This is a genomic window from Bacillus sp. JJ1122 (assembly GCF_036964885.1).
Classification (GTDB): domain Bacteria; phylum Bacillota; class Bacilli; order Bacillales; family Cytobacillaceae; genus Mesobacillus.
In genome coordinates this window covers 32,469-55,282 of sequence record NZ_JBALQL010000009.1, presented here as the reverse complement: position 1 = coordinate 55,282, position 22,814 = coordinate 32,469, and the positions used below count along the sequence as shown (strand labels likewise).

At 40.0% G+C, this 22,814-nt stretch carries 17 protein-coding genes; 16 read left to right on the top strand and 1 reads right to left on the bottom strand.

Annotated elements, in window-relative coordinates; genetic code table 11:
• Positions 1–364: 364 nt before the first annotated feature.
• Genes V7201_RS06600 through cydS form a run of 3 tightly spaced genes read left to right on the top strand, consistent with a single transcriptional unit; the run spans position 365 to position 2,852 of the window.
• Positions 365–1,711 (top strand): cytochrome ubiquinol oxidase subunit I, encoded by a 1,347-nt coding sequence (locus V7201_RS06600; protein WP_335375998.1) that lies wholly within the window; start codon positions 365–367, stop codon positions 1,709–1,711.
• Positions 1,708–2,733 (top strand): cytochrome d ubiquinol oxidase subunit II, encoded by a 1,026-nt coding sequence (locus V7201_RS06595; RefSeq protein WP_335375997.1) that lies wholly within the window; start codon positions 1,708–1,710, stop codon positions 2,731–2,733. Before V7201_RS06600 ends, V7201_RS06595 begins: the two co-directional genes overlap by 4 nt.
• A gap of 11 nt (positions 2,734–2,744) precedes the next feature.
• Positions 2,745–2,852, top strand: coding sequence for a cytochrome bd oxidase small subunit CydS (gene cydS / locus V7201_RS23185; protein ID WP_438825024.1), 108 nt, complete (start codon positions 2,745–2,747; stop codon positions 2,850–2,852).
• A gap of 61 nt (positions 2,853–2,913) precedes the next feature.
• Here the strand turns inward: cydS and V7201_RS06590 are convergent, their stop codons facing one another.
• A complete protein-coding gene (locus tag V7201_RS06590; protein ID WP_335375996.1) occupies positions 2,914–3,237 on the bottom strand; it encodes a BC1872 family protein in 324 nt (107 codons plus the stop codon).
• Between the two features lie 400 nt (positions 3,238–3,637).
• On the opposite strand from V7201_RS06590, the gene V7201_RS06585 reads away from it, so the two are divergent.
• The 13 genes from V7201_RS06585 to V7201_RS06525 all read left to right on the top strand — a co-directional run bounded on the left by V7201_RS06585 (position 3,638) and on the right by V7201_RS06525 (position 22,746).
• On the top strand, positions 3,638–3,889 hold the full coding sequence (locus V7201_RS06585) for a FeoA family protein (protein WP_335375995.1): 252 nt from the start codon (positions 3,638–3,640) through the stop codon (positions 3,887–3,889).
• Complete coding sequence (locus V7201_RS06580) at positions 3,882–4,577, top strand: FeoB small GTPase domain-containing protein (protein WP_335375994.1); 696 nt, start codon at positions 3,882–3,884, stop codon at positions 4,575–4,577. The genes V7201_RS06585 and V7201_RS06580 overlap by 8 nt, the downstream gene beginning before the upstream one ends.
• Positions 4,577–5,977, top strand: a complete 1,401-nt coding sequence (locus tag V7201_RS06575) for a nucleoside recognition domain-containing protein (protein ID WP_438825023.1) — start codon at positions 4,577–4,579, stop codon at positions 5,975–5,977. Before V7201_RS06580 ends, V7201_RS06575 begins: the two co-directional genes overlap by 1 nt.
• Before the next feature lie 399 nt (positions 5,978–6,376).
• On the top strand, positions 6,377–7,048 hold the full coding sequence (locus tag V7201_RS06570; RefSeq protein WP_335375993.1) for a hypothetical protein: 672 nt from the start codon (positions 6,377–6,379) through the stop codon (positions 7,046–7,048).
• Between the two features lie 226 nt (positions 7,049–7,274).
• On the top strand, positions 7,275–8,306 hold the full coding sequence (locus V7201_RS06565) for a LacI family DNA-binding transcriptional regulator (RefSeq protein WP_335375992.1): 1,032 nt from the start codon (positions 7,275–7,277) through the stop codon (positions 8,304–8,306).
• Entirely contained in the window at positions 8,291–10,999 is a 2,709-nt protein-coding gene (locus V7201_RS06560) for a glycoside hydrolase family 2 protein (protein WP_335375991.1), read from the top strand. Before V7201_RS06565 ends, V7201_RS06560 begins: the two co-directional genes overlap by 16 nt.
• Positions 11,000–11,014: 15 nt before the next feature.
• Entirely contained in the window at positions 11,015–12,151 is a 1,137-nt protein-coding gene (locus tag V7201_RS06555) for a glycoside hydrolase family 172 protein (protein ID WP_335375990.1), read from the top strand.
• Positions 12,144–13,244, top strand: coding sequence for a Gfo/Idh/MocA family protein (locus V7201_RS06550; RefSeq protein ID WP_335375989.1), 1,101 nt, complete (start codon positions 12,144–12,146; stop codon positions 13,242–13,244). Before V7201_RS06555 ends, V7201_RS06550 begins: the two co-directional genes overlap by 8 nt.
• 98 nt (positions 13,245–13,342) lie before the next feature.
• Positions 13,343–14,269: a ribokinase gene (locus tag V7201_RS06545; RefSeq protein ID WP_335375988.1), complete on the top strand. Its 927-nt coding sequence runs from the start codon at positions 13,343–13,345 to the stop codon at positions 14,267–14,269.
• A 234-nt stretch (positions 14,270–14,503) separates the two neighbouring features.
• Positions 14,504–15,400: an ABC transporter permease gene (locus V7201_RS06540; protein WP_335375987.1), complete on the top strand. Its 897-nt coding sequence runs from the start codon at positions 14,504–14,506 to the stop codon at positions 15,398–15,400.
• Positions 15,401–15,410: 10 nt separating this feature from the next.
• Positions 15,411–16,343 (top strand): carbohydrate ABC transporter permease, encoded by a 933-nt coding sequence (locus V7201_RS06535; protein WP_335375986.1) that lies wholly within the window; start codon positions 15,411–15,413, stop codon positions 16,341–16,343.
• A 33-nt stretch (positions 16,344–16,376) separates the two neighbouring features.
• A complete protein-coding gene (locus V7201_RS06530) occupies positions 16,377–17,999 on the top strand; it encodes an extracellular solute-binding protein (RefSeq protein ID WP_335375985.1) in 1,623 nt (540 codons plus the stop codon).
• 247 nt (positions 18,000–18,246) lie between these two features.
• The gene (locus V7201_RS06525; protein ID WP_335375984.1) at positions 18,247–22,746 is read left to right on the top strand and encodes a right-handed parallel beta-helix repeat-containing protein; all 4,500 of its coding nucleotides are present in this window, start codon (positions 18,247–18,249) and stop codon (positions 22,744–22,746) included.
• Positions 22,747–22,814: the final 68 nt, after the last annotated feature.

Below are 22,814 nucleotides of genomic sequence, written 5' to 3'. Positions count from 1 at the left end.
CTCTAGTTTGTTTTACCTATTTTTTAAACTGTTGAAACTTTTTTATCATGGCTAATCCTGTAAAACAATTTTGCATACCATGATCCATCGTTTTAACTTACTGGGAAATGGGAATAAGTAAGGAGAAAGAGTATTACATATCATCGTTCTCTCACATTTTATTGGTATTACTATTATGTATAACATTAAGTATGGGTTTGGTGGAGGTCGATTTGTGATTTTGTGAGCAATCTAACCTTAAGAGGTGAGTGTGTGTACAAAAAACAGGAACGAATGTTAATTTGGCTGGCCTTTATTGTGGCAGCAATCATGGGGCTGTCTTTCATTGGCCGTATTATTGCAGGTTAGAAAAGGAGAATGTTAAATGGGAAATGAAGAATCGGTCTTTTTCAGCCGAATCTTAACCGAGCTGACGTTATCATTCCATATCATTTACGCAACCATAGGGGTGGGCATCCCGCTCATGATCATGATTGCTCAATGGGTCGGAATCAAAAAACAGGATGAACATTATATATTAATGGCACGGAGATGGACGCGGGGTTTCGTCATTACCGTTGCAGTCGGAGTTGTGACCGGGACGGCAATCGGCCTTCAGTTGTCTTTACTATGGCCGAACTTTATGGAGCTGGCTGGAAACGTAATTGCGCTTCCGCTTTTCATGGAAACATTCGCATTTTTCTTTGAAGCGATATTCTTAGGAATCTATTTATATACTTGGGATCGATTTGAGAACCAGAAAAAACATTTGCTCCTTCTGATTCCTGTCGCAATTGGAGCTTCGTTTTCAGCTGTGTTCATCACCATTGTGAATGCCTTTATGAATGCGCCACAGGGCTTTGATCTTGTGAATGGTCAGCTCGTGAATATCAATCCCGTTTTAGCGATGTTCAATCCAGCTATGCCAACAAAGGTAGCTCACGTTCTGGCAACAGCCTATATGACATCTGCGTTTGTGTTAGCATCGATTGGTGCTTATAGGCTTCTTAAGGGATCAAATCATGTTTACCATAAGAAGGCTTTGTTTCTAACTTTGAAAATCGGACTTGTATTTTCAATCGCTGCGGCTATGATCGGCGATTTTTCGGGAAAATACCTGGCTGAATATCAGCCTGAAAAACTAGCAGCTGCAGAGTGGCATTTCGAAACGCATGAAGGGGCGCCATTAATGCTATATGGTGTGCTGGATGACGGAGTGGTTAAATATGCAATAAAAGTGCCATATGCACTCAGTATATTAGCTCACAGCAATCCGAGAGCAGAAGTCATTGGACTTGATCAGTTTGAGGACGATGAAATTCCGCCACTATATATCCATTACCTCTTCGACAGCATGGTTACGATAGGCATGTGGCTGACAGGCTTATCACTTCTCTATGTGCTGGGAGTTTGGTTTAAAATGTGTTTTATACACGCCAGATGGTTTCGTTGGCTTCTCGTCCTCGGTGGTCCGCTGTCGATTCTCGCCATCGAGCTGGGTTGGTGGTTTGCTGAAGTTGGACGCCAGCCATGGATTCTCCGCGGCATATTGCGAACAGAAGAAGCCGCAACAACAAGCGGCCACGTAGACACCATGCTGCTCATGTTCGCTGGACTATATCTTATTTTGGGAATCGGAAGTGTGGTCGTGCTGACTAGAATGTTCCGCAAAAACACGGTGGAACAGGAGCTCGCTGACAGGGATTTGGAGAGGGAAGGTGAAATGCGATGACACTTGAGATTATCGGAATTTCGGTCCTTTGGCTCTTTCTGTTTGGGTATGTCATCGTCGCCTCGATTGACTTTGGTGCTGGTTTTTTTAATGCATACAGCTTATTCAGAGGGAAACAGCATATTCTAACGCGGATCATTCAGCGATACCTTTCTCCAGTGTGGGAAGTGACGAATGTGTTTCTCGTCTTCTTTTTCGTAGGAATTGTCGGTTTCTTTCCGAAAACGGCCTATTATTATGGCACGATTCTTCTGGTCCCAGCGAGCATTGGAGTTGTTTTGCTTGCCATCCGCGGAGCGTATTACGCTTTTACGACCTATGGAGGGCTCGAGCATAAAAGATACACCTATTTATATGGACTTTCTGGTTTGTTCATCCCAGCTTCTTTGTCCATTGTTCTGACGATTTCGGAGGGCGGCTTTGTCAGTGAGAAAGTATCAGGACTTGAACTGGATTACTGGGCCTTGTTCACCAGCCCGCTGACCTGGAGTATTGTTGTTCTTAGTTTGGCTGCTGTTCTGTATATTTCAGCTGTATTTTTAACATGGTATGCAAATAAAGCTCAGGACAAACCCGCAACGGAGCTGCTTCGGAACTATGCATTAACCTGGTCTGTGCCTACGATTGTTACTGCTACAGGAATCATCGTTGAGCTTAAGGACCATAATCCTGCACATTACAGCCGCTTAATGGACTTTTGGTGGCTGTTCGCAATCTCGTTTATCTTATTCGCAGGAACTGTTTATTTGGTTGGGAAGGGGAAGGCTTATGGTGTGGCGTTCGGACTTTTAACAGGACAATTCCTGATTGCTTTTTTCGCCTATGGCATCTCCCATTATCCATATCTGCTTTATCCATACCTGACGATCTATGACAGTTTCACGAATGAAGCGATGGCCATCGCTCTGATTATCGCTTTTGTAGCTGGACTGGGGCTGCTGCTTCCATCATTATATTTGCTTCTGCGCCTGTTCTTGTTTAACAAGGATTATGTCCGGGGCAAAAGAAATGACCATGCATAGGAGGTATAAACATGGATGAATTTTTAATGTTCTATGCTCCTTTTGTCGTTATCATCGGGTCCATCGCTGCCGCATTTTGGCTGGCAGGGAAGGATGAAGCAATTAGGGAGCGGGAATAAACAAGAAAAAAAGCTGTAAAACCGCTTGGTTTTACAGCTTTTTTCTTGAGAGTTTGATGGTCTAACACAATTTACGCCATAAAGTAGAACTATTAACGACTGAGGTATTCTCAATGATGGAATATGCAGCATTCGTAATCGCCTGTGCCAAAGTTTCGCCTGTTGCACGGACGTCATTAAACCAAACTTCAGAATCCCCATCAGCCCTGAATTTGTAACCTAGATCTTCTAATTTTTCTGCAACCATCAAAGCATGGTCAAGATTTTGCTCCGGTTGAAAATCGCAATCATTGATAAAAACACCTTTGTCATAATCATACCAGCGGTCCCACCTATTTAACTTCCAGCCAAGGATCCTTCTTGCTATGGAATCTGATTTGTTCATTTGCTTCTTCCTCCTCTTATATTGATTAATTTTTTATAAAATATAAAATTGTTATATAACAGATTAATTAATGTTTATTATATTATATAACAAAGGGTGGAGGCAACTAAAATTGTATGCAAAGTTGAAGTATTTCCAGGTGAAATTAATCTACAAAATCTCCTAGTTCTCCTGATCTTCATTCTAAAATTTTTTATCGACGCACCTTAAAGGATCCTGAAAAAGCTTGCTTAAATTTTTGCAGGCTTTTTTTACTGTATCTTTATTGAGCTTGGAATAGTGAATTTCTTTTGTCAGTAGAAAAAACTATATTAAAAAATTTTTGACAATATGAACATCTGTACATATAATAAAACAAAAAGTTGCACTAGGTAAAAACTATAGTGTGGAGGAAAAAAAGATGGCTGGGACTAATATGATGACATTGTTTGAAGGTCGAAAAGGTGACTTTATAAAAATTTTGAATCTAACTCTAGAAGGAACCATGCGAAGAAGATTGCTTGATCTCGGTTTCGTGCCTGGCGCTATTGTAGAGGTTATAAGAAAAAGTCCACTTGGTGACCCTATTGCTTTTCGAGTGTGCAGTACGTCCATCGCATTAAGAAAAGAAGAAAGTATCAATATTGAAGGGGAGCTGGTTAACAATGGCTGAGCGATATCGGATTGCGCTGGCAGGAAACCCAAACACCGGCAAGAGTACTTTGTTTAATACATTGACTGGTTTAAAACAGCATACAGGAAATTGGGCAGGTAAAACGGTTGATATTAAAGAAGGCTCGTTTTTATTTAAAGGAAAGTCCTATTCCATGATTGACCTGCCAGGTACGTATTCATTGTTTACCAATTCACTGGATGAGGAATCAGCGCGCAATTATATCATTTTTGAAAAACCAGATCTCACCATAGTTGTTTTAGATGCGACTGCCCTAGAGAGGAATATGAATTTAGCCCTGCAGGTAATGGAACTGACTGAAAAAGTGATTGTATGCATCAATTTAATTGATGAGGCTGAAAAAATGGGCATTAAAATTAATGAGAAAATTTTGATGAGACGCCTGGGAGTGCCTGTTATCAAAATATCTGCCCGAAACAAAACAGGTCTTCCTCTGCTTCTGGATACAATTGAAAGAGTGATAACCGGGGCAATTCCATGTTCGCCTTTGAAAATTACCTATGATGATGAAACAGAAGAAAAGATTCATAGTCTTTTACCAAAGGTCCAAAGGGTTTTCGGGGATAATGTGCCTGCCAGATGGCTGTCGTTAAGACTTTTAGATGGAGATAAAAAGCTGCTGGAGGAATTGATGCAAAGGCATCTTAAGAAGGAGGTCTCAAGCTAATGGGGCATACATCATTAGAAAAACAGCAAATGTTGAATACTCTGTTCGATCATGCTGAGCAATACTCATCAGAAAAAACACGTGACAAGATTGTAGAAGCGCTTTATCGGAACAGCAGCCAATTTATTGCAGAAGGGGTTAGATATTCAAAGACGAAGCATGACCAGCGGACCGAGCGATTGGATGCTATACTAACTTCGCCAATTTGGGGATTTCCAATCATGCTTCTTATGCTTGGAGCTGTTTTTTATTTGACAATAGCCGGTGCCAATATTCCTTCCTCTATGCTCGCTAATTTTTTCGGCTGGCTCGAAGGATATATTACCATTCTTTTTAACATGGTGAATGCACCTGAGTGGCTGCACGGGATATTAGTGCTAGGGTTTTACAGGGGGACCACTTGGGTTATAAGCGTGATGCTCCCGCCGATGGCAATCTTTTTCCCGACTTTCGCTCTTCTGGAGAATTATGGATATCTTCCTAGGGTTGCATTTAATATGGACCGTCTATTCAAAACTGTAGGAGCTCACGGAAAACAATCCCTCACCATGGCTATGGGATTTGGCTGCAATGCAGCAGCCATGATGTCAACGAGAATTATAGAATCACCAAGGGAAAGGATTCTGGCAATCCTGACAAACAATTTCGTACCGTGTAATGGCCGATGGGGGACATTGATTTTACTGGCATCCCTGTTCATGGCGGCTAATTTTACTGGGGGGGTAAAATTACTAGTAACCACCTCAGTCATAGTGGGCATCGTATTATTTGGGATCATTGTCACGTTCTCTGTATCTTGGATTCTATCAAAAACCGTATTAAAAGGTGTTCCAACCCACTATACGCTTGAGCTGCCGCCATATAGAAAGCCAAAAATCTTCGATACGGTTATTCGTTCGTCGTTGAACAATTCAGTTTCAGTGCTTAATCGAGCAGTTAAGGTTGCTGCCCCTGCTGGAATCCTGACCTGGGTTTTAGCAAATATCGATATTAATGGAATAAGTATATTAATGCATATGGTCCAATTCCTTGAACCGCTGGGTCAAATGATCGGGCTGGATGGTTATATTATCATGGCCTTCATTATCGGATTGCCTGCAAACGAGATTGTGTTACCTGTCCTGTTAATGGGTTACCTTTCAACAGGTGAATTAATTGATACTGGTGGAATCGATAATATTAAACAGATATTCCTCGATTATCACTGGACATGGCTGACGGCGTTAAACATGATGCTATTTTCACTGCTGCACTACCCATGCGGAACGACATTAATTAATATTTACAAAGAAACGAAAAGCAAAAAATGGACTTTTCTGGCCTTTATCATTCCGACAGTCATCGCTTTAGGTGTTACTTTCATCATTGCTCAAACAGTTCGGTATTTTGGGTGGGTTTGATGAATACTGAATCATAAATAAAAAGCAGTGCATTTAAATAAATTGCACTGCTTTTATACTTACAGGAGTTCTTTATTGAATCTTTCAGATAGGGGTTTATAACACTGGTTCAGGAACGGCATTTTCCTTCAGCTCCGAAACTGGATATTCCTTTGGGGGATGTATCACCTTTAGAGGGAACAATCCTTTTTGCTTGGAGGCTGCCCTGAAATTTATGTCTTTTAGTGTCTCAACATTTTACTACGCATCGAATCTTTCATTAACATATTACGGAATCCAGGAATATCAATAGAATTAACCAAGTCTTGTAAATAATTAAGGTGTTTATTTCCATAACTGATTATGCGATATTTAGTACAATATATATTGAATTTTTGCCTTCGAAGGAGCATGAGAAATGTGAAGCTGAATAATGCTATCGTTTTTTTGTTTGTCGTATTATTAAGCGGATGTACATCCGAAAAAGAAATCAATCGACTTAATCATGAATTATCAAGTGTTAAAGAGCAATTAAATCTATCTAATGAAAAGGTAAAAGTGTTAGAGGAGGAAAAAGCAGAGTCAGCTTTAGCCGATGCACCCTTTCATGATCCTATGCAGTATCAAAATGATTTAGCCAAGCAAGCTATCACTTATACCTTAATAACGAAAAATTTCACTTCAAACTTTGAGTCTGGAGAAGGACTGTCTCTCTTGCATTCCCTCATCTTTGCTGAACACATCACCCCGAATTTTTATTATTTAAAGAAAGACACCATAGAAAAAACAAACCCCATAATAAAAAAATACTTTCAGATCCCAGATGGCTCAATAAGTAATTACTTTTTACACTTACAATTCTCGGAAAATATTGATTTGCCAATATACGTACGTAATGATTCAAACCAAATAAATACTGATGAAATACTAATGTTAATTGATCCCGAAAAAGAATTGCCAATTCTATATATAAAAACAAATTCAGACCTATTTTACAGGTATGAGGTTGATGTAAGAGGAATGCGTCCTTATAATTCAACAGTATGGATTGATCCTTTAGTTGAACATATGGAATTGTATAATGTGGAATGAAGTATCAATGATACGCATAGTAGAAAGAATCACCATCCATTAAATGGTATAAAAAAATTATTGAATTATTTTCGAAGTTTATACATATTATCAGAATTAAAAGCAGAATATTTTAAAAAGTCAATATTTTAATTGTATCTAGCGTTTTAGTTATTTATAATTGAAAAAAAAGACTTTTTATTTTTTTAAGAAATATGTAACCGGTTACATACAAGGTGGGAATTTGATGGCGACAATTCGTGATGTGGCAAAATTAGCAGGTGTTTCAGTAGCAACAGTTTCTAGAGTATTGAACCAGAACGGCTATGTGAACAAGGAGACAGAAAAGACTGTCATGCAAAGCATGAAGGAGTTAAGTTTTGAACCAAGTCAAGTTGCCAGGAGATTAGCAGGAAAGACAATGAAAACCATATCATTGATCCTTCCTGATATATCAAATCCGTTCTTTCCGGAGTTGGCCAGAGGCGTTGAGGATATAGCCCAGCAGCATCAATTCAATGTCTTTCTGGGCAATTCCGACAACCTTGAAAAAAAGGAAAAGTCGTATATAGATGTCATGCAAAAAAAGAGCATTGATGGCTTAATTATTGTTTCCAACACGGTAGAGGAGGAAACGATTAGAAAGCTCCAAAATGCAAAGATTCCGGTGGTTTTACTAGACCGTCCTTTAACTGGCAATAATTGCAGCATTGTACGGGCACGTAATTCGGAGGGTGCCCAGTTAGCAGTCAAACATCTTTTTGAGGTAGGCTGTAAAAAAATAGCGCATATTTCAGGCCCTGATAACATTAACCCAGCATATGAGAGATTGATAGCTTATACCGATATGGTTTCTGATTATGATTGGTTCAGCGAGTCCCTGATAGAAGAGGGTGGCTTTGATATTAAAGGAGGGAGAGAAGCGATGAAGCGGCTGCTCCAGTCCAACGCGGATATTGATGGTGTCTTTGCCGGTAATGATTTAATGGCACTGGGTGCATTGAAGGAATTACTTCAAATGGGAATAAAAGTTCCTGAGCAAATAGCAATTTGTGGCTTTGACGGTATTCAGCTGACAGAATACACGGAGCCAGGAATCACAACGATTGCTCAGCCAATTTACGAAATGGGAGCATTGGCAACCGAAGTGCTAATCAAGAAGATTCAAGGCGAGGAACATGAAAATAAAATTTTTGAATTACCAGTGAAATTGATACAAAGAAATTCAACAAATAAAAATCACGTACAAATGGGAGGCTTGGCATGGAGAAAAAAATAAACCTGTCTGGAGAATGGGATGTATTTATTGATTTTTCAAAACCAGTAGAACAGTATGAGGAGATTTCGAAGATTAGAAGATGGTCTAAAATTTCTGTTCCTGGCTGCTGGGAACAAGCAGAACGGGATAAAAAGTCTGATGGACCTGTTTGGTACCGGAAAATTTTCACGGTACCAGAAGGATGGAATGAAGGTTCAGTCGCCATTCATTTTGAAGGGGTCAATTATTATAGTGAGGCGTGGCTAAATGGGACAAAAATCGGATCGCATGAAGGTGGATGGAATGGCTTTGAATTAGATATCAGCATAGCGATTGATTTTTCCAATGAAAATGAATTGCTGGTCAAAGTTTATAAGCAGGGAGACAAATACCCGGTTCGAGAGTGTCTTGCTGGTTTCTTTCCGGATGTAGGAGTAATTTTCGGCGGTATATGGAAGCCAGTGACTGTAAAATTACAACCTTCTGCAAAGATTGAAGATGTATTTGTAAAACCGAACATTCAAGAAGAAGAAATAGTGATTGAATTTGATATCAAGAATCATGCAGGAATATCTCAAAACATACTTTTGCAATTTTCTCTATACAATCCCAGCGGAGAACTTGAAAATACAGTGACAAAGGAAGTCCTTCTACCAGAAGAACCGCTTCTGTTGAGTCAATCCTGTACAGTTAACCTGAAAAACGACATTCAATTATGGAATCCGGAAGAACCTATGCAGTATAGGCTGGAAACCAAAGTGTTAAAGGGTGAACAGGAAATCTTCGCTGACCAAACAAGATTTGGCATGAGGGAGTTACATATCAAAGGAAATCATATTTATCTGAATGGAAATCCGTTATATTTACGTGGTGTATTGCATTGGGGATGGTATTCAGAGACTATAGCGCCAATTCCAACCAGAGATGAAATAAGGGAAGAGCTTAGACAAGTAAAGGAAAGTGGATTTAACCTTGTAAAGCATTGTTTATATGTCCCTACAAAAGAGTATTTTGAGATTGCTGACGAAATGGGCATCCTCATTTGGCAGGAGCTTCCTTTATGGCTTCCTCAGGTTTCCTCAGACTTGTATAATCGAGTATTTTATCAGTATGACCGGATCGTCAGGGAAATTCGCAATCATCCATCCATCATCCTCTGGACCTTGGGATGTGAACTTGACCATTCTGTCAATGCTGATTTCTTATCCGATCTATATCAGCTTGTGAAAAGGCTGACCAATAATGCCATTATTCGTGACAATAGCGGATCAGGTGAGTGTTATGGAGGACTGTTAAAGGAATATGCGGATTTCTACGATTATCACTTTTACAATGACATCCATTTTTATCGAGATTTAATTAATCAGTTTGCAGGATCATGGAGAGAAAACAAGCCATGGGTTTTTGGTGAGTTTTGTGATTACGATGTTTTCCGGGATATCGAGGCTGTCAGAAAGCAGTATAATGGAGAGCTGCCATGGTGGTTAAAGGATGATCTGATTGAAAACCCGGGTTCAAAAGAGGAACGCTGGCATTGGTATCGCCAGGAAGCAAAAATGGAGCTGCTAAACCTGCCTTTTTCCTCGCAGCATATCGTTGAAAACTCAAATCGAAGTGCCTATGTTTATAGAAAAGCAGTTTTAGAACTTGTACGTTCCTATCAAAAGATAACAGGGTATGTGTTGACCTCTATTAAAGGAAATCCTATTGCAACGAGCTCAATTTTTAATGATTTTGGAGAACCAAACCATGTACCAGCCGCATTTAAACAGTTTAACAATAGTACTGTGATCTCATTAACATGGGATAATCGCCGAAACTGGGTAAATGGAGGCGACCGATTAATCAACTGGGATCCAAATAATTATTCTTCTAATGACACCTTCAGACCTCACATATATATTTCTCACTACGACCAAGACGCAATCACAAATGCAAATTTATACTGGGAGCTTATAGGACGCGATGAAACTCTAGCATCTGGGGGAGTATCAAATATTAATCTATCTCCTGGTGAAGCAAAAGAGGTTGGAATCGCAGAAGTAATCTTGCCAGAAGTACAACATCCGACAAAAATTCTCTTCAAAGTTAAATTAACCAGTGACAGGGAAGAAGTTTTGAATGAATGGCCATTTTGGATATTCCCAAAAAGACTTAATCTCGACTATTCAAAAATCACTATAACTGATCCTTTGCATTTATTGGCTGGATTGGAGAAAGTATTACCAGATATGAACCAGGGAGCGGACGGAAAACAGGAAACAAAAGTGGTTGTTACAACCCTGCTGCAGCCAGAACACTATGAATTGTTGGAACAAGGAGGGAGAGTGTTTTATATCCAGCGTGGGGAAGGCGAGTTCCCAGTCCAACATCTGCCTTTCTGGAGAGAATCCATTCAATTATTTCACTCTCATACTGTGATGAATACTTTTCCGCATGAAGATCATACCGGAATGGTCTTTTATGGAATTGCGACTGATACTGCTTTTGAAAACATGGGGAAAGATGAGTGCGCGCCCATAATGGACCGCTTAGATGCCCGAACATTCGAACTCAATAATTATTTATTTGAACGTAGTATAGGCAAAGGGAAGTTAATAGCGACGACTTTGCGTTTTGAAGGTGGATTGGGAGCACAGCCATCAGGCATCAATCATAACCCGGCAGGATTATATTTATTTGAAGCGATCATCAAATATTTACTAGATTCCTAAACAGAGGTGAAATCGATGGGAATGGGATTCAGCACACTGGCTGATTTGGCCAGGATTCGAAAATGTAAAAGAAGAAGGATATCCAGCTTTGACCGGACAGGAGGAAATTACGATTGGTATGAAATCGGGTCGGGTGAAACACGGACGATAGCTGACATCAAAGGAGCGGGAGCAATTAGACATATATGGTGTACCATGTTTCCTCCATCAGGTGAGGAGTTCTTCCTTCGCAAAGTGTTAATAAGAATGTTTTGGGATGGAGAGGAGCATCCGAGCGTTGAAGTGCCAATTGGTGATTTCTTCGGCATGGGCCATGGCATGAGTAAGGATTTTTGGTCACTCCCGCTTGTTATGGCACCAGATAACGGCAGGGGATTTAATTGCTTCTTTTCAATGCCATATGGTTCTTCAGCTAAAATAGAAATCATTAATGAATGTGAATCACAACTGAATTTCTATTTTTATATTGATTATGAAGAGTACGAAAAACTTGAAGCTGATTTAGGCCGTTTTCATGCTCAATGGCGAAGGGAAAATGCCACTGGGACATGGGGGGCAGAAATGCCGCTCCCAGAAGCGTTAGGCTCAACTCCAGAGGGGCAGAGGTATCTGCTGGATGTTCTCTGGAAGCAGCCGAATTTAACTGGGGAAGATAATTACATCATCCTCGAAGCAGAGGGAACCGGACATTATGTAGGCTGTAATTTGAATATAGACTGTTTCGCCCAGGAGAAGAACAATTGGTACGGAGAAGGCGATGATATGATTTTCATTGACGGTGAGGAATTCCCGTCCATTCATGGGACAGGAACGGAGGATTACTTTAATACCGCCTTCTGTCCAAGAGATGAATTTAGTACTCCGTATTTTGGAATTAACTTGAATTCAGGTGATGAAGATAATCCATGGAGAGGAAAAAATTCGATGTACCGCTTTCACATAGAGGATCCTATCCAATTTTCCAAGTCAATCAAGGTGACCATTGAGCACGGTCATGCAAATAAGTTGATGAATGATTATTCCAGTACAGCATACTGGTACCAGCTTGAGCCTCATGCAAAGTATCCTGACATGCTGCCTATGAAGGACAGACTTCCAAGGAAATATAAGAAAAGAATAAGTTTGGTAGAAGAGAAGCAGGAAGGTGAATGATTTGGAGGGACATGGACGCCATAATAGAATAGGCAAAAGCTTTCGAATTGGAGTAGCAGGCTTAGGGGAAGGCAAGGGATTAATCAAGGGCTTGCAGAACCATCCAGAATTATCGGTTGTTGCCGTTTGTGATGTGAATCAAGAAGTACTTAAGAAAACCCTAAATGAATTTGCAGGGCCAAATGGATACTCTGATTATGAAGAAATGGTGAGAAGACAGGATATAGACATCATTGCTATCTACACCCCTGATCAGCTCCATTTTCAACATATTAAGAGCGCCTTTCAAGCTGGTAAACATGTGATTTGCACAAAACCTCTTGTGAATTCTTTAATTGAGGCAAGGGAGATTCTGGAACTAAAAAAGGCATATCCAGATCAACAACTGCTAGTTGGCCAGAGCTCCAGGTTTTTTGGACCGATGCAGCACCAAAGAAAGGCATTTGAAAGTGGTAAGCTTGGAGAATTGAGTTATGTTGAGACCCAGTATGTTCATGATATGAGATGGTTTTACAAAACAAGAGGGTGGGCCCGTGAAGGCGGTTTCGACCTGCTTTTTGCCTGTTGTTCCCACCCTGTTGATTTAATTCGCTGGTATATGGGGGATGTGGATGAGGTATTTGCCTACGCCAGCAAATCCTTGATAGCGGAACAAGTACAGTTTCAAGGCAATGATACCTTTATGATCAACCTGAAGTTTGAATCTGGGAGGATTGGCAGAGTACTAGGTTTATATGGTCTTGAGCATCCTCATCATACTCGTCCATGGATTGAAGTAGGTGTCTATGGTACAAAAGGAACCTTCATTGCTAAATATCCTCAATTAGAGTCAATCATTAAATATGAGGGAGAGCCTGAGAGAGTCGAATCCTATTTTGAAGATATTTATCATTATTTCCAATTTGAGGGCGTCAACCATCATGCCGGTGAGTTTGTGAATTATACCGAGTATTTTGCGAGTTGCCTGGCACAAAATGAAAAAGCATTCCCAGACGTTGTCGATGGATATAAAACGATTGCCGTTTTAGAGGCAATAAGGGAATCTATTCATTCAGGTATGCCGGTTAAGGTTGGAAAACTAGTAGATGAATAAAAACTCCCTGTTATCAGTGGTCTTGGAGAACATGTGAAAAATGGATAAAAACAGTTAAGTTAACAGGAACGGAAACTAATAAAGTTAGGATGCTTAGTATGCCAAATATGAAACTGCTTGTAGTAGGAAGTATCAATATGGATATCTTCACATATGTAGAAAATCACCCCAAGCCTGGAGAAACCATTAAAAGCGGGAAGGTTCTCTATAGCGGTGGCGGGAAAGGAGCCAATCAGGCAGTTGCTGCATCGTTATCTGGGGCAGAAGTCCATATGCTTGGGGCAGTAGGAAGTGACGCATTTGGAAAACCGCTCATTGAATCTTTAAGAGGTTACCAGGTGAATATCGAAAATGTAATGGTAAAGAACATGAATTCTGGCCTTGCTTTTATCACAGTAGATCAAAGCGGAGAGAATTATATTGTTTTATCTGAAGGTGCAAATGGTTTAATAGCGAGTGAGAATATTGACAAGCTGTTTGCAGCATCTGGGCTCCCTTCTGCGGTTTTGGTCCAAAACGAAATTAATTGGGATGCCACTATATACACAATGGAGAAGGCGAAAGAAAATAATTGTAAAGTGTATTATAATGCGGCTCCGGCTAAAAAAGTCACGGATGAAGTGTTTGAACTGATTGATGTCCTGATCATTAACGAAACAGAAGCTGCAACCTTAACTGGAATCGAACCAACGACAAAAGAAGAATTGTTAAAAGTCATCCAGCAGCTGATTAATCGAGGTATGGAAGAGGTGATCATCACCTTGGGGAAACATGGGGTTTTTTATGGAGATAGATATGGCGAACGGTTTTCTATGCCAGCATTTAAAGTGACCTCAAAGGATACTACAGCAGCAGGTGATACCTTTGTGGGTGCATATGTTACCAATCGGTTATTGGAAAAAAAGGTACATGCAGCATTGGAATATGCATCGGCCGCAGCAGCTATAGCTGTCACTCGAGAAGGTGCGCAGATTTCAATTCCCAATAAGGAAGAAGTAGAAGAGTTTTTAAGAAAGGAATCATAAAGACTAGTACAAATTTACTAATATTTAAAATATTCAAATTAATTAAAGGGTATTTTTATAAAAACGAGAAATAAAATGTTAATAAAAGAAATGTAACCGGTTACATATCTCCTATTAGAATCATTCTGTAAAGGAAGTTTGTATTATGGATGTGTAACCGGTTACAGATAGGTGTGATGCCATATAAGCTTAGAAGGATTTTATTTTTAGCGGGAGGGGGAAACGTATTCAATTATGTGGATATATCTAAAAAAAAATAAGTTTTTATATTTGATGATGCTGCCGGTCCTTCTTTGGTATTTAATTTTTATGTATATTCCCATGTATGGATTAGTGCTGGCATTCCAAGATTATTCATTCAGCGGGGGCTATTTTGGCAGCGAGTTCATTGGCTTAAATAATTTCTGGATTCTTCTTGAAGATCCTAATTTCCGTGATGCATTTTCTAACACGATGGTAATCAATTTTCTAAGAATCATTTTTGGATTCCCGATTCCCATCCTGTTCGCCATTCTCCTTAATGAAATTTTCCATGTGAAATTCAAAAAGTTTGTACAAACGATTACTTACTTGCCTCATTTCATTTCCTGGATTGTATTAGCAGGGATTCTGAACTCCATTCTAGCATTGGATTCAGGAGTCATTAATTTGGTTTTGACGAAGTTAGGATTTGAGCAGATCAATTTCTTTTTGGAAAATGAATACTTCCGTCCGATGCTGATCATCACTGAAATCTGGAAGGAAATAGGGTGGAGTGCCATTATCTATCTTGCTGCCATAGCAGGAATTAATCCCACTCTATATGAAGCCGCTACAATTGATGGCGCTAACAGATTCCAAAGAATTATTTATGTAACGATCCCTTGTATCCGCAATGTCATCGCAATCATGCTCATTCTTCAAATCGGAAATATTCTACAGATGGGATTTGACCAAGTTTATAACTTATATAATCCAGTCGTTTTTGAATCATCCGACATCATCGATACCTACATAGTCCGCAACCTCACCAATGCCACAAACTTAAGCATCCCGGCTGCAGCAGGTTTAATCAAATCTTTAATCAGCTTTGGATTATTAATCATCGCAAACTATTTAGCCAAACGAATGGGCAATCAAGGAATCTATTAGAGGTGATGCCATGGAAACGACAAAATCGACCAGTCAGAGCAAGATGCCTGTTAACTTCAATAAAGGGCTGAAAAATAGACCTGCCAAAGGCCATACAAAGAAATTTCATTTGTTTGATTACATTAACTATCTATTACTTGGATTTATTACTTTAGTTACCATCTATCCTTTTTGGTACGTATTGGTTATATCATTATCCACACAAGAGGGATTCTATAAAGATATCTATCATATTATTCCTAACAGCTTTTCTCTGGAAACCTATAAGTATGCCTTTACCAATGAGCAAATTTTCAGGTCATTGGCCGTGAGTTTAACAGTAACCGTGTTGGGGGTGCTGTTGAGCCTGATCTTAACAGCGATGGGAGCATATGTGCTATCCAAAAAGAACCTCAAAGGACGTAAGCAGCTCTTTATCTTTATGATCTTTACGATGTTCTTCAATGGAGGAATTGTTCCGTTATATGTATTGGTGAATTCTCTTCAGATACGTGACTCAATATGGGCACTGATCATCCCGATGGCGATTAATACCTTTAACTTAATCTTAATGATGAATTATTTTTCTTCATTGCCTGAAAGCCTTGAAGAATCGGCAAAAATGGATGGTTGTAATGATTTCCAGATTCTTTTTAAAATTGTCCTTCCATCCTCGAAGCCGATTGTCATGACCATCATCCTGTTCTATGCGGTGTTTTATTGGAATGACTGGTTTTTGGCTATGCTTTTTATTTCAGATCAGGAGATGTATCCACTCTCGCTGTTTTTAAGAAATATGATTTTAAGTTCTCAGAACTTCATGTCAACAGGCCTTGCAAGGCAGGTTCCGGAAATGCTCAAAGCCACCATCATTATTATCAGCATAATCCCTGTATTGATCTTTTATCCCTTTGTTCAAAAACACTTTGTTCAGGGGATTATGCTAGGTTCCGTTAAAGAATAGGGAGTTATGAAACAATTAATATAAGGGGGGAACATGATGAAAAAAACTCTGGGCTATTTAATTATTTTTTGTCTGGGAGTCATGATGTTAAGCGGGTGTTTAGGAGGAAGTGACAAAGCTGGGAAGGATGATCCTCAAGGCGGTAAAAGTGAGGGAAAGGTGACTTTAAAGATTTTTCGACCAGCAAATGTTTTGGATACAGATAAGGATCCAGTATTTCAGGAAATTGGAAAGCGGCTGAATGTAAATATTGAAATTGTAACTGCACCTTGGGATCAAGTAACGACAAAGACCAACCTAATGATGCAGTCCAAAGAAGAGATTGATATCATCCAGGCGGAATTCCAGACCAACCCATGGATGCAATGGGCAGAAGATGGATTAGTATACAGTATTGATGAACTAATCAAAGGAAAAGAAGATAAATTCCCATTCATCAACTCCATTACGGATGCTGAAAGTTTTGCAGGCTTGAAAGTTGATGGAAAAAAATATTACGTTCCTGGTTCCCACCATGGACAGGATACAGCCCTTTTCATTCGAAAAGACTGGCTTGAAAAACTGAACCTTGATATGCCTAAGACAATGGAAGAGTTCTACGATGTGTTGAAAGCCTTTAAAGAACAGGATCCCGACGGTAACGGTAAGGATGACACAATAGGCTTGCAAGTAACGATGCCTGCTGTTGACAACTATGCAGAATTAGACGGTGTCATGCATGGGTTTGGAGGAAGCTTCGGCGGATTCTTCGAAGACTATGTAGTTGAAGATGGTAACGTTGTGGCTCTCGAAACAACTGATAATACAAAGGATGGTTTTACTTTTATTAATAAACTTTACAGAGAAGGTCTAATGAACAAAGATTTCCCTAACCTGAAGAATGTTGACGAAGGAAATGCAAAATATCTTTATGCTAATAAGGCTGGAGCAATCTGGACTTCTCGCACTGCGGAATTCGAAACAAACATCCAGAAGGTTGACCCGAATGCGGAGCTTGCATTTGTACCTCCAGTGGTAGCTGAAGGGCATGAATTCGTACCTTTGCAGGGCTCTGCATGGTGGATGATGGCTGGTATTCCAAAAACATCAAAGAACCCAGAAAAAGCTCTTGAATTTATTGAATTTGTCAATAGCAAGGAAGGAAGGGAATTGCTGGTCCCAGGTATAAAGGACCGTCATTACACAGAAATATCAGCTGACGGAGTGTATGACAGAAATAAGGAAAACTGGGAGAAAGATTACGATGTAAAAGCAAATGGCTATGATCACCCGTTATGGTGGGGATTCCTTACTACAGTTCATGGTTATATCCCTGTAACCGAGTATGGAACCTTTGAAGAGGCATTGAAAAACGTAAAGATGTTTGTAAGTGATGAAGATGCTAAAAAGGAATTTAACTGGAAGACCGCCGTGGAATATGGATCCTATTACAATGAACCAAATCCATTCCATGCTGTATATATTGATTCAGTTCAAGATAAACGGTCGAAGATCCAAAATAACGTCAAGGCTGTCTATTTCCTGAAAATGATTACAGCTAAAAATGAAAAGGAAGTCGAAAAGCTATGGGGAGAATATAAGAAAGCATGGGAAGCTGCAGGCGGAAAAGAAGTAATAGAAGCCTATCAGGATTTTTATGATGAAAATCTAAAATAGTCCTTAAATTTGGTTTTAAAGGGGCGGGGTTGCACCTGGATTCCTGCCCCCTTAAACATAGGCTCCGTCAAAGCCAATTGTTGATTTTTAAACCGTTTTGATTGGGAATCGAAGGTACGAGACTCCTCCGAAAATGCTAACGCATTTCCATCGTACGTGGGCAGATTCGAGGAAGTTTTTCAAAGTCCCTGCGGGATCAACATTTAAGTTTAACGGAGTCAAACAATAAAAATAAGGAGAGGGTGTAATGTTAAAAAACGGTAAGCATTTAAAAAGGTTCATGCTGGTCCTGATGGCTGTCATTCTGTTATTGCCTGCCTATGGCAATGTATCAGCCAATACCGGAGAGAACAAATTAGTCGACCTATCTCATGAGAATCCCAATTCATGGGGCTTTACTTTTGGAACCAACGATGAAGTCAAAAGGTGGCAAACCTTTACTGCGCCTGGAAATGGCGAATTGCTTCAGGCAGGTTTCTTTTTAAGGGAAAAAGCAGGGGCTGGAGATTTGACTGATCTGGTTATTGAGCTATACGGAACCAAAAATAACAAGCCAAACGGGGAACCATTAAAGTCGGTCAATGTGAATCCTGCAAATGTGAATTTTAATGAGGAAGTTAAGGTTGATATAGGCTTTGATGGGCTGGAGAGCGGAAAGAAATACGCAATCGCCTTAAGTCAGGAAACATTATCTGAGAATGGGACAATGCATAATTATTCCTGGCCGACGAAGGAAGTAAATAGTAATGAGTTTTTTGGAAAGTTTGCCGGCGGGGCATGGGTGGATGAATCATCCCTGGGAGACGGTTGGCTAAAGGTATATACAAATGTAACGAAGGAAGATCATTCAATCGTTACAAGTATTGAATTAAACCCTAAATATGTAAATGTGAAAACTGGTGAATCAGCAACGGTTACCGCCAAAGCACTGAATCAAACCGGTGATGTAATTGAAGGGGCAGAAATAACATGGAAAAGTGAAAACGAAGAAGTGGCTAAAGTGGAAAACGGAGTAGTAACAGGAATAGGGGAAGGAACTGCCACGATAACTGCAACCAGCTCTGATATCACACAACGGGCAATTGTAACGGTATCAAACGCTGATGGTGTAGTCCCTACCCCTGGGATGATTATAACACAAAATACAGTCCTCAAACCGGGCATCTATGACTTTTCTACCGGGTTAGGCGTTACTTTAGGCTCAGATAATATAACGGTGGATGGGAACGGTGCAACTTTAATAGGTCCTGGTGAGGAATCGAAAGGGCCGGACAGTTTTTCTGGCACTGGCATTTTCAGTGATGGGTACTCTGGCATCACGCTAAAGAATATTAAAGTGAAAGGATTCAATTACGGATTACATGTTAAAAATGGTTCCAACTGGACAATCAAAAAGAATGACTTCTCAGATAACTATACAAATCCGGATTTTGGATGGGGAGATGGAGAGCCCTACTCTGCAGTCATGCTTGAAAAGGTGACAGACAGTAAGATTACCTATAACAAAGGAAATAATGTATGGAACGGCTTGAACTTGCATCACAGTGACAATAACATAGTGGAACAAAATGATTTTTCACATACATCAAATGTCAGCTTGAAAATGTGGCATGCTTCTAAAAATACGATCAGTGATAATAATTTCAGCTATGGCATCCGAATTTCGCCAGGAGAAGTCCATGCCAGAGATTCTACTAGTCTATTGATGGAATCAGGATCCAATGATAACAAGCTGTATCGCAACGACTTCACCCATGGCGGTGATGGCATTTTCATTCGGGTCCTGAATGGCTGGGTAAGTACTGGAAACTACTTTGAAGAAAATGATACTTCCTATGCGAATAATAATGCAATTGAAAGCTGGTCACCTGGAAACACTTATGTCAGGAATAAGGCGAACTACTCCAGCTATGGCTTCTGGCTAGGCGGTTCCGATGATACCGTATTGATTGAAAATGAAGCAGCTTTTAATGGAACGATAATAAAAAATGCTCCTGAGGCATTCGGGAACGCAGGGATTGCTGTTGTCAATGGCGCCAGCAGCCATTTTACGATGATTGGAAACAATATCCATGATAACAACGGACCAGGTGTAGCGATTCGCTACAACAGTGACTATCCTGCATACCACTGGGTAATCCAGCAAAATAAAATCCATGACAATCATAACGATTCAAGGGGATACAAAGGCCATGGAATTTATATAAAAAATGCGAAGTGGCTGGACATTGCCGGGAATGATATCTCTGGAAACGATGGAGAACCGATTTTCATAGATTCAAACGTCAGCGATGTATTTATTAGAGAAGCGACAATGGCGGATAAGGCCCCTGATGCAAAAGCAGTTATTTCTGATGTATCGGTAGAGGTGGGAGAAGAAGTCGTTTTGGATGGATCCGGAAGCACTGACCCCCATGGAACTAAACTAGGATACCGATGGGATTTAGGGGATGGAACCGTTGAAGGCGGCAGTGTCGTAAAACATAAATATACTAGCCCCGGATTCTATCGTGTTGGCTTGACTGTAAACAATGGCAAGCTCGCAGATTTAGCATATCTCAATGTGTACGTGACAGATAAAGGGCAAGAAATAGGGACAGAAGAGCCGAATAACTGGGAAATTGTAAATGAAACAGCAGGTTTGAAGAATGATAACAACTATTTCATTAAGGGAAAGGGTTCAATATTTGCCTATGCAGAAGTTGGCACGAATCATAAGCTTATTTATCCAAAGAGCAAAAATCTTAACATGGATGTTAGTGATAAGGAGGCTTTAACATTCTGGTTTAAGTACAACGCTGAAGAGGGGATGCATACCTGGAATAAAAAGCCGGTTGTTACCCTGTATCAGGATGAAAACAACTTTATTAAATATACACCAACAACAGCTTATCTTGAGCAATTGCATGCACCTGTCAGCGAGCAAAGATCAGGCTGGAGACAATTGGTCATTCCGTTTGAGGGGAGTAGTTTATGGCAGATTGAAAAGACAGGAAATCCGTCTTTGGAAACCTTCAACTATATTTCAATAGAAGAAGGTCCTGGTGTAAGTGGAGTATCTGAGTTTTGGATTGATGCAATGCAATTCATCAAATCCGAAATCGATGATCCATCTGTAAATATGGCAATGAATAAAGACAAAACAGCCTTTCCTAAGCCAATTTATTCCTATTCTGCAGAAGAAGGATCAGAATGGGCACCGCTTAGCGGAAGTCACACTTTTAATGGCGGTCTGACGCCGGTCTGGAGCACATACAGACAGAACGAAGAGGTTGATCAGGATTGGTATGGTGTAGATTTTGGTACAGCTCGTGAAGTCAATCGACTGGATTTGTATTTTTATCAGAATCCAAGCGGGACAGAGGCTGAGGATAAGCTATGGAAGCCTGAAGACTATCAGGTAGAGTATTGGGATGGCGCAAAATGGAAGACAGTATTAAATCAAGAAAAGGATTCTAACCAGCCTAAAGGGAATTTAAATAGAGTAATGTTTGATCGAATAAACACTTCTAAACTACGTGTTGTAGTCAAACATCATACTGGCAACATTATTCCAACCTATACTGCGATTTATGGATTTGAGGTTTTCAACACGGAAAATATCGCAGGAAATTCATTTGGTGAATCAATGCCAGTTGTAAAAGCTAGTTCTTCGGTTTCTCAAAAAGTCGTGCTTGAGGATGTTGGCATCCTTATAAATCAAAAGGGAACGGATCTTAGTGACTTAAGTGTAGAATTATATGAAACTGAAAGTAATCGTCCTTCTGGAGAAGCACTTTCCAAAGTGAAGGTGAAGAGGGCAGATATGAATTTTGGAAAAGAAACGAAAGTGAAATTTGATTATGAAGGAATAAAACCAGGAAAACAATACGCCATTGCGATTACACAGGAAGTTATTGCTGAAAATGGGCTGCGCGATCATTACCGATGGCCGACAAGACAACTTGGCTCGGGTGAAAAATTCGGTAAGTATGTTCGTGGGAATTGGGTAGATGAATCCTTCTTAGGAACAGGCTGGTTAAAGCTTTATACCTCAAAAGGGCAGATCGATTACTCGTTTGAAAACCCAGGAACAGGAGGATACGGGGTAGGACATAAAGATGAAGAAAAAAGATGGCAAACCTTCACGGTTCCAGCAGATAAGGTATGGGAAGCAATCGATGGTTCCATAAAAGAAGGAAATGGCTGGACTACAAAAGGTTCGAAAGACACAGAGGATTGGGTCCAGATTGATTTTAAAGAGGAGCAGTTTGTTTTTGAATCAAATCTTTACTTGAATGAAGACGCCGTTGAAATTAAGCTGCCAACTGATTATCAAATCCAATATTGGGATGGAGCTGTATGGAAAGAAACAGAAGTACTATACTCCAGCGCTGAAATCCAAAAACAACTGAATAAAGTCATTTTTAAGCCAGTCAAAACGAATAAAATCAGAGTTGCTGTAAGCCATGGCGTTGACTCCATTGTAGAACTGAATGAGTTTGAAGTAATGAAATTCAACCCATATAAGCATGAACAGCTTGAACAGCTTGTCCTCCATGGCAGAGATATTGAAGCTATTGAGGGTGGAGGAATTGTAACCAGCATGCTTGCAAAGGTTAAAACAATTCAAAAGAGCGTAGGTACACCGGCATACCAAAATTCAATCGGATCATTCCTAAATGAAATCGAGGCACAAAAAGGCAAAAAGATTTCTAAGGAATATGCCGCCGTCATGATAGCGCATCTGGATTATTTACGCAAATAAGTCCATTTAAGATAGGGGGGCGGCCCCAGAGCCCCTCTTATCTTAAAGGTTAATGATGAAGACTCTTT

Excerpts from the sequence above, each read along its gene's own strand:
- V7201_RS06600 (WP_335375998.1), top strand. The coding sequence starts at position 365 with ATGGGAAATGAAGAATCGGTCTTTTTCAGCCGAATCTTAACCGAGCTG.
- V7201_RS06595 (WP_335375997.1), top strand. The coding sequence starts at position 1,708 with ATGACACTTGAGATTATCGGAATTTCGGTCCTTTGGCTCTTTCTGTTT.
- cydS (WP_438825024.1), top strand. The coding sequence starts at position 2,745 with ATGGATGAATTTTTAATGTTCTATGCTCCTTTTGTCGTTATCATCGGG.
- V7201_RS06590 (WP_335375996.1), bottom strand. The coding sequence starts at position 3,237 with ATGAACAAATCAGATTCCATAGCAAGAAGGATCCTTGGCTGGAAGTTA.
- V7201_RS06585 (WP_335375995.1), top strand. The coding sequence starts at position 3,638 with ATGGCTGGGACTAATATGATGACATTGTTTGAAGGTCGAAAAGGTGAC.
- V7201_RS06580 (WP_335375994.1), top strand. The coding sequence starts at position 3,882 with ATGGCTGAGCGATATCGGATTGCGCTGGCAGGAAACCCAAACACCGGC.
- V7201_RS06575 (WP_438825023.1), top strand. The coding sequence starts at position 4,577 with ATGGGGCATACATCATTAGAAAAACAGCAAATGTTGAATACTCTGTTC.
- V7201_RS06565 (WP_335375992.1), top strand. The coding sequence starts at position 7,275 with ATGGCGACAATTCGTGATGTGGCAAAATTAGCAGGTGTTTCAGTAGCA.
- V7201_RS06560 (WP_335375991.1), top strand. The coding sequence starts at position 8,291 with ATGGAGAAAAAAATAAACCTGTCTGGAGAATGGGATGTATTTATTGAT.
- V7201_RS06555 (WP_335375990.1), top strand. The coding sequence starts at position 11,015 with ATGGGAATGGGATTCAGCACACTGGCTGATTTGGCCAGGATTCGAAAA.
- V7201_RS06545 (WP_335375988.1), top strand. The coding sequence starts at position 13,343 with ATGCCAAATATGAAACTGCTTGTAGTAGGAAGTATCAATATGGATATC.
- V7201_RS06540 (WP_335375987.1), top strand. The coding sequence starts at position 14,504 with ATGTGGATATATCTAAAAAAAAATAAGTTTTTATATTTGATGATGCTG.
- V7201_RS06535 (WP_335375986.1), top strand. The coding sequence starts at position 15,411 with ATGGAAACGACAAAATCGACCAGTCAGAGCAAGATGCCTGTTAACTTC.
- V7201_RS06530 (WP_335375985.1), top strand. The coding sequence starts at position 16,377 with ATGATGAAAAAAACTCTGGGCTATTTAATTATTTTTTGTCTGGGAGTC.
- V7201_RS06525 (WP_335375984.1), top strand. The coding sequence starts at position 18,247 with ATGTTAAAAAACGGTAAGCATTTAAAAAGGTTCATGCTGGTCCTGATG.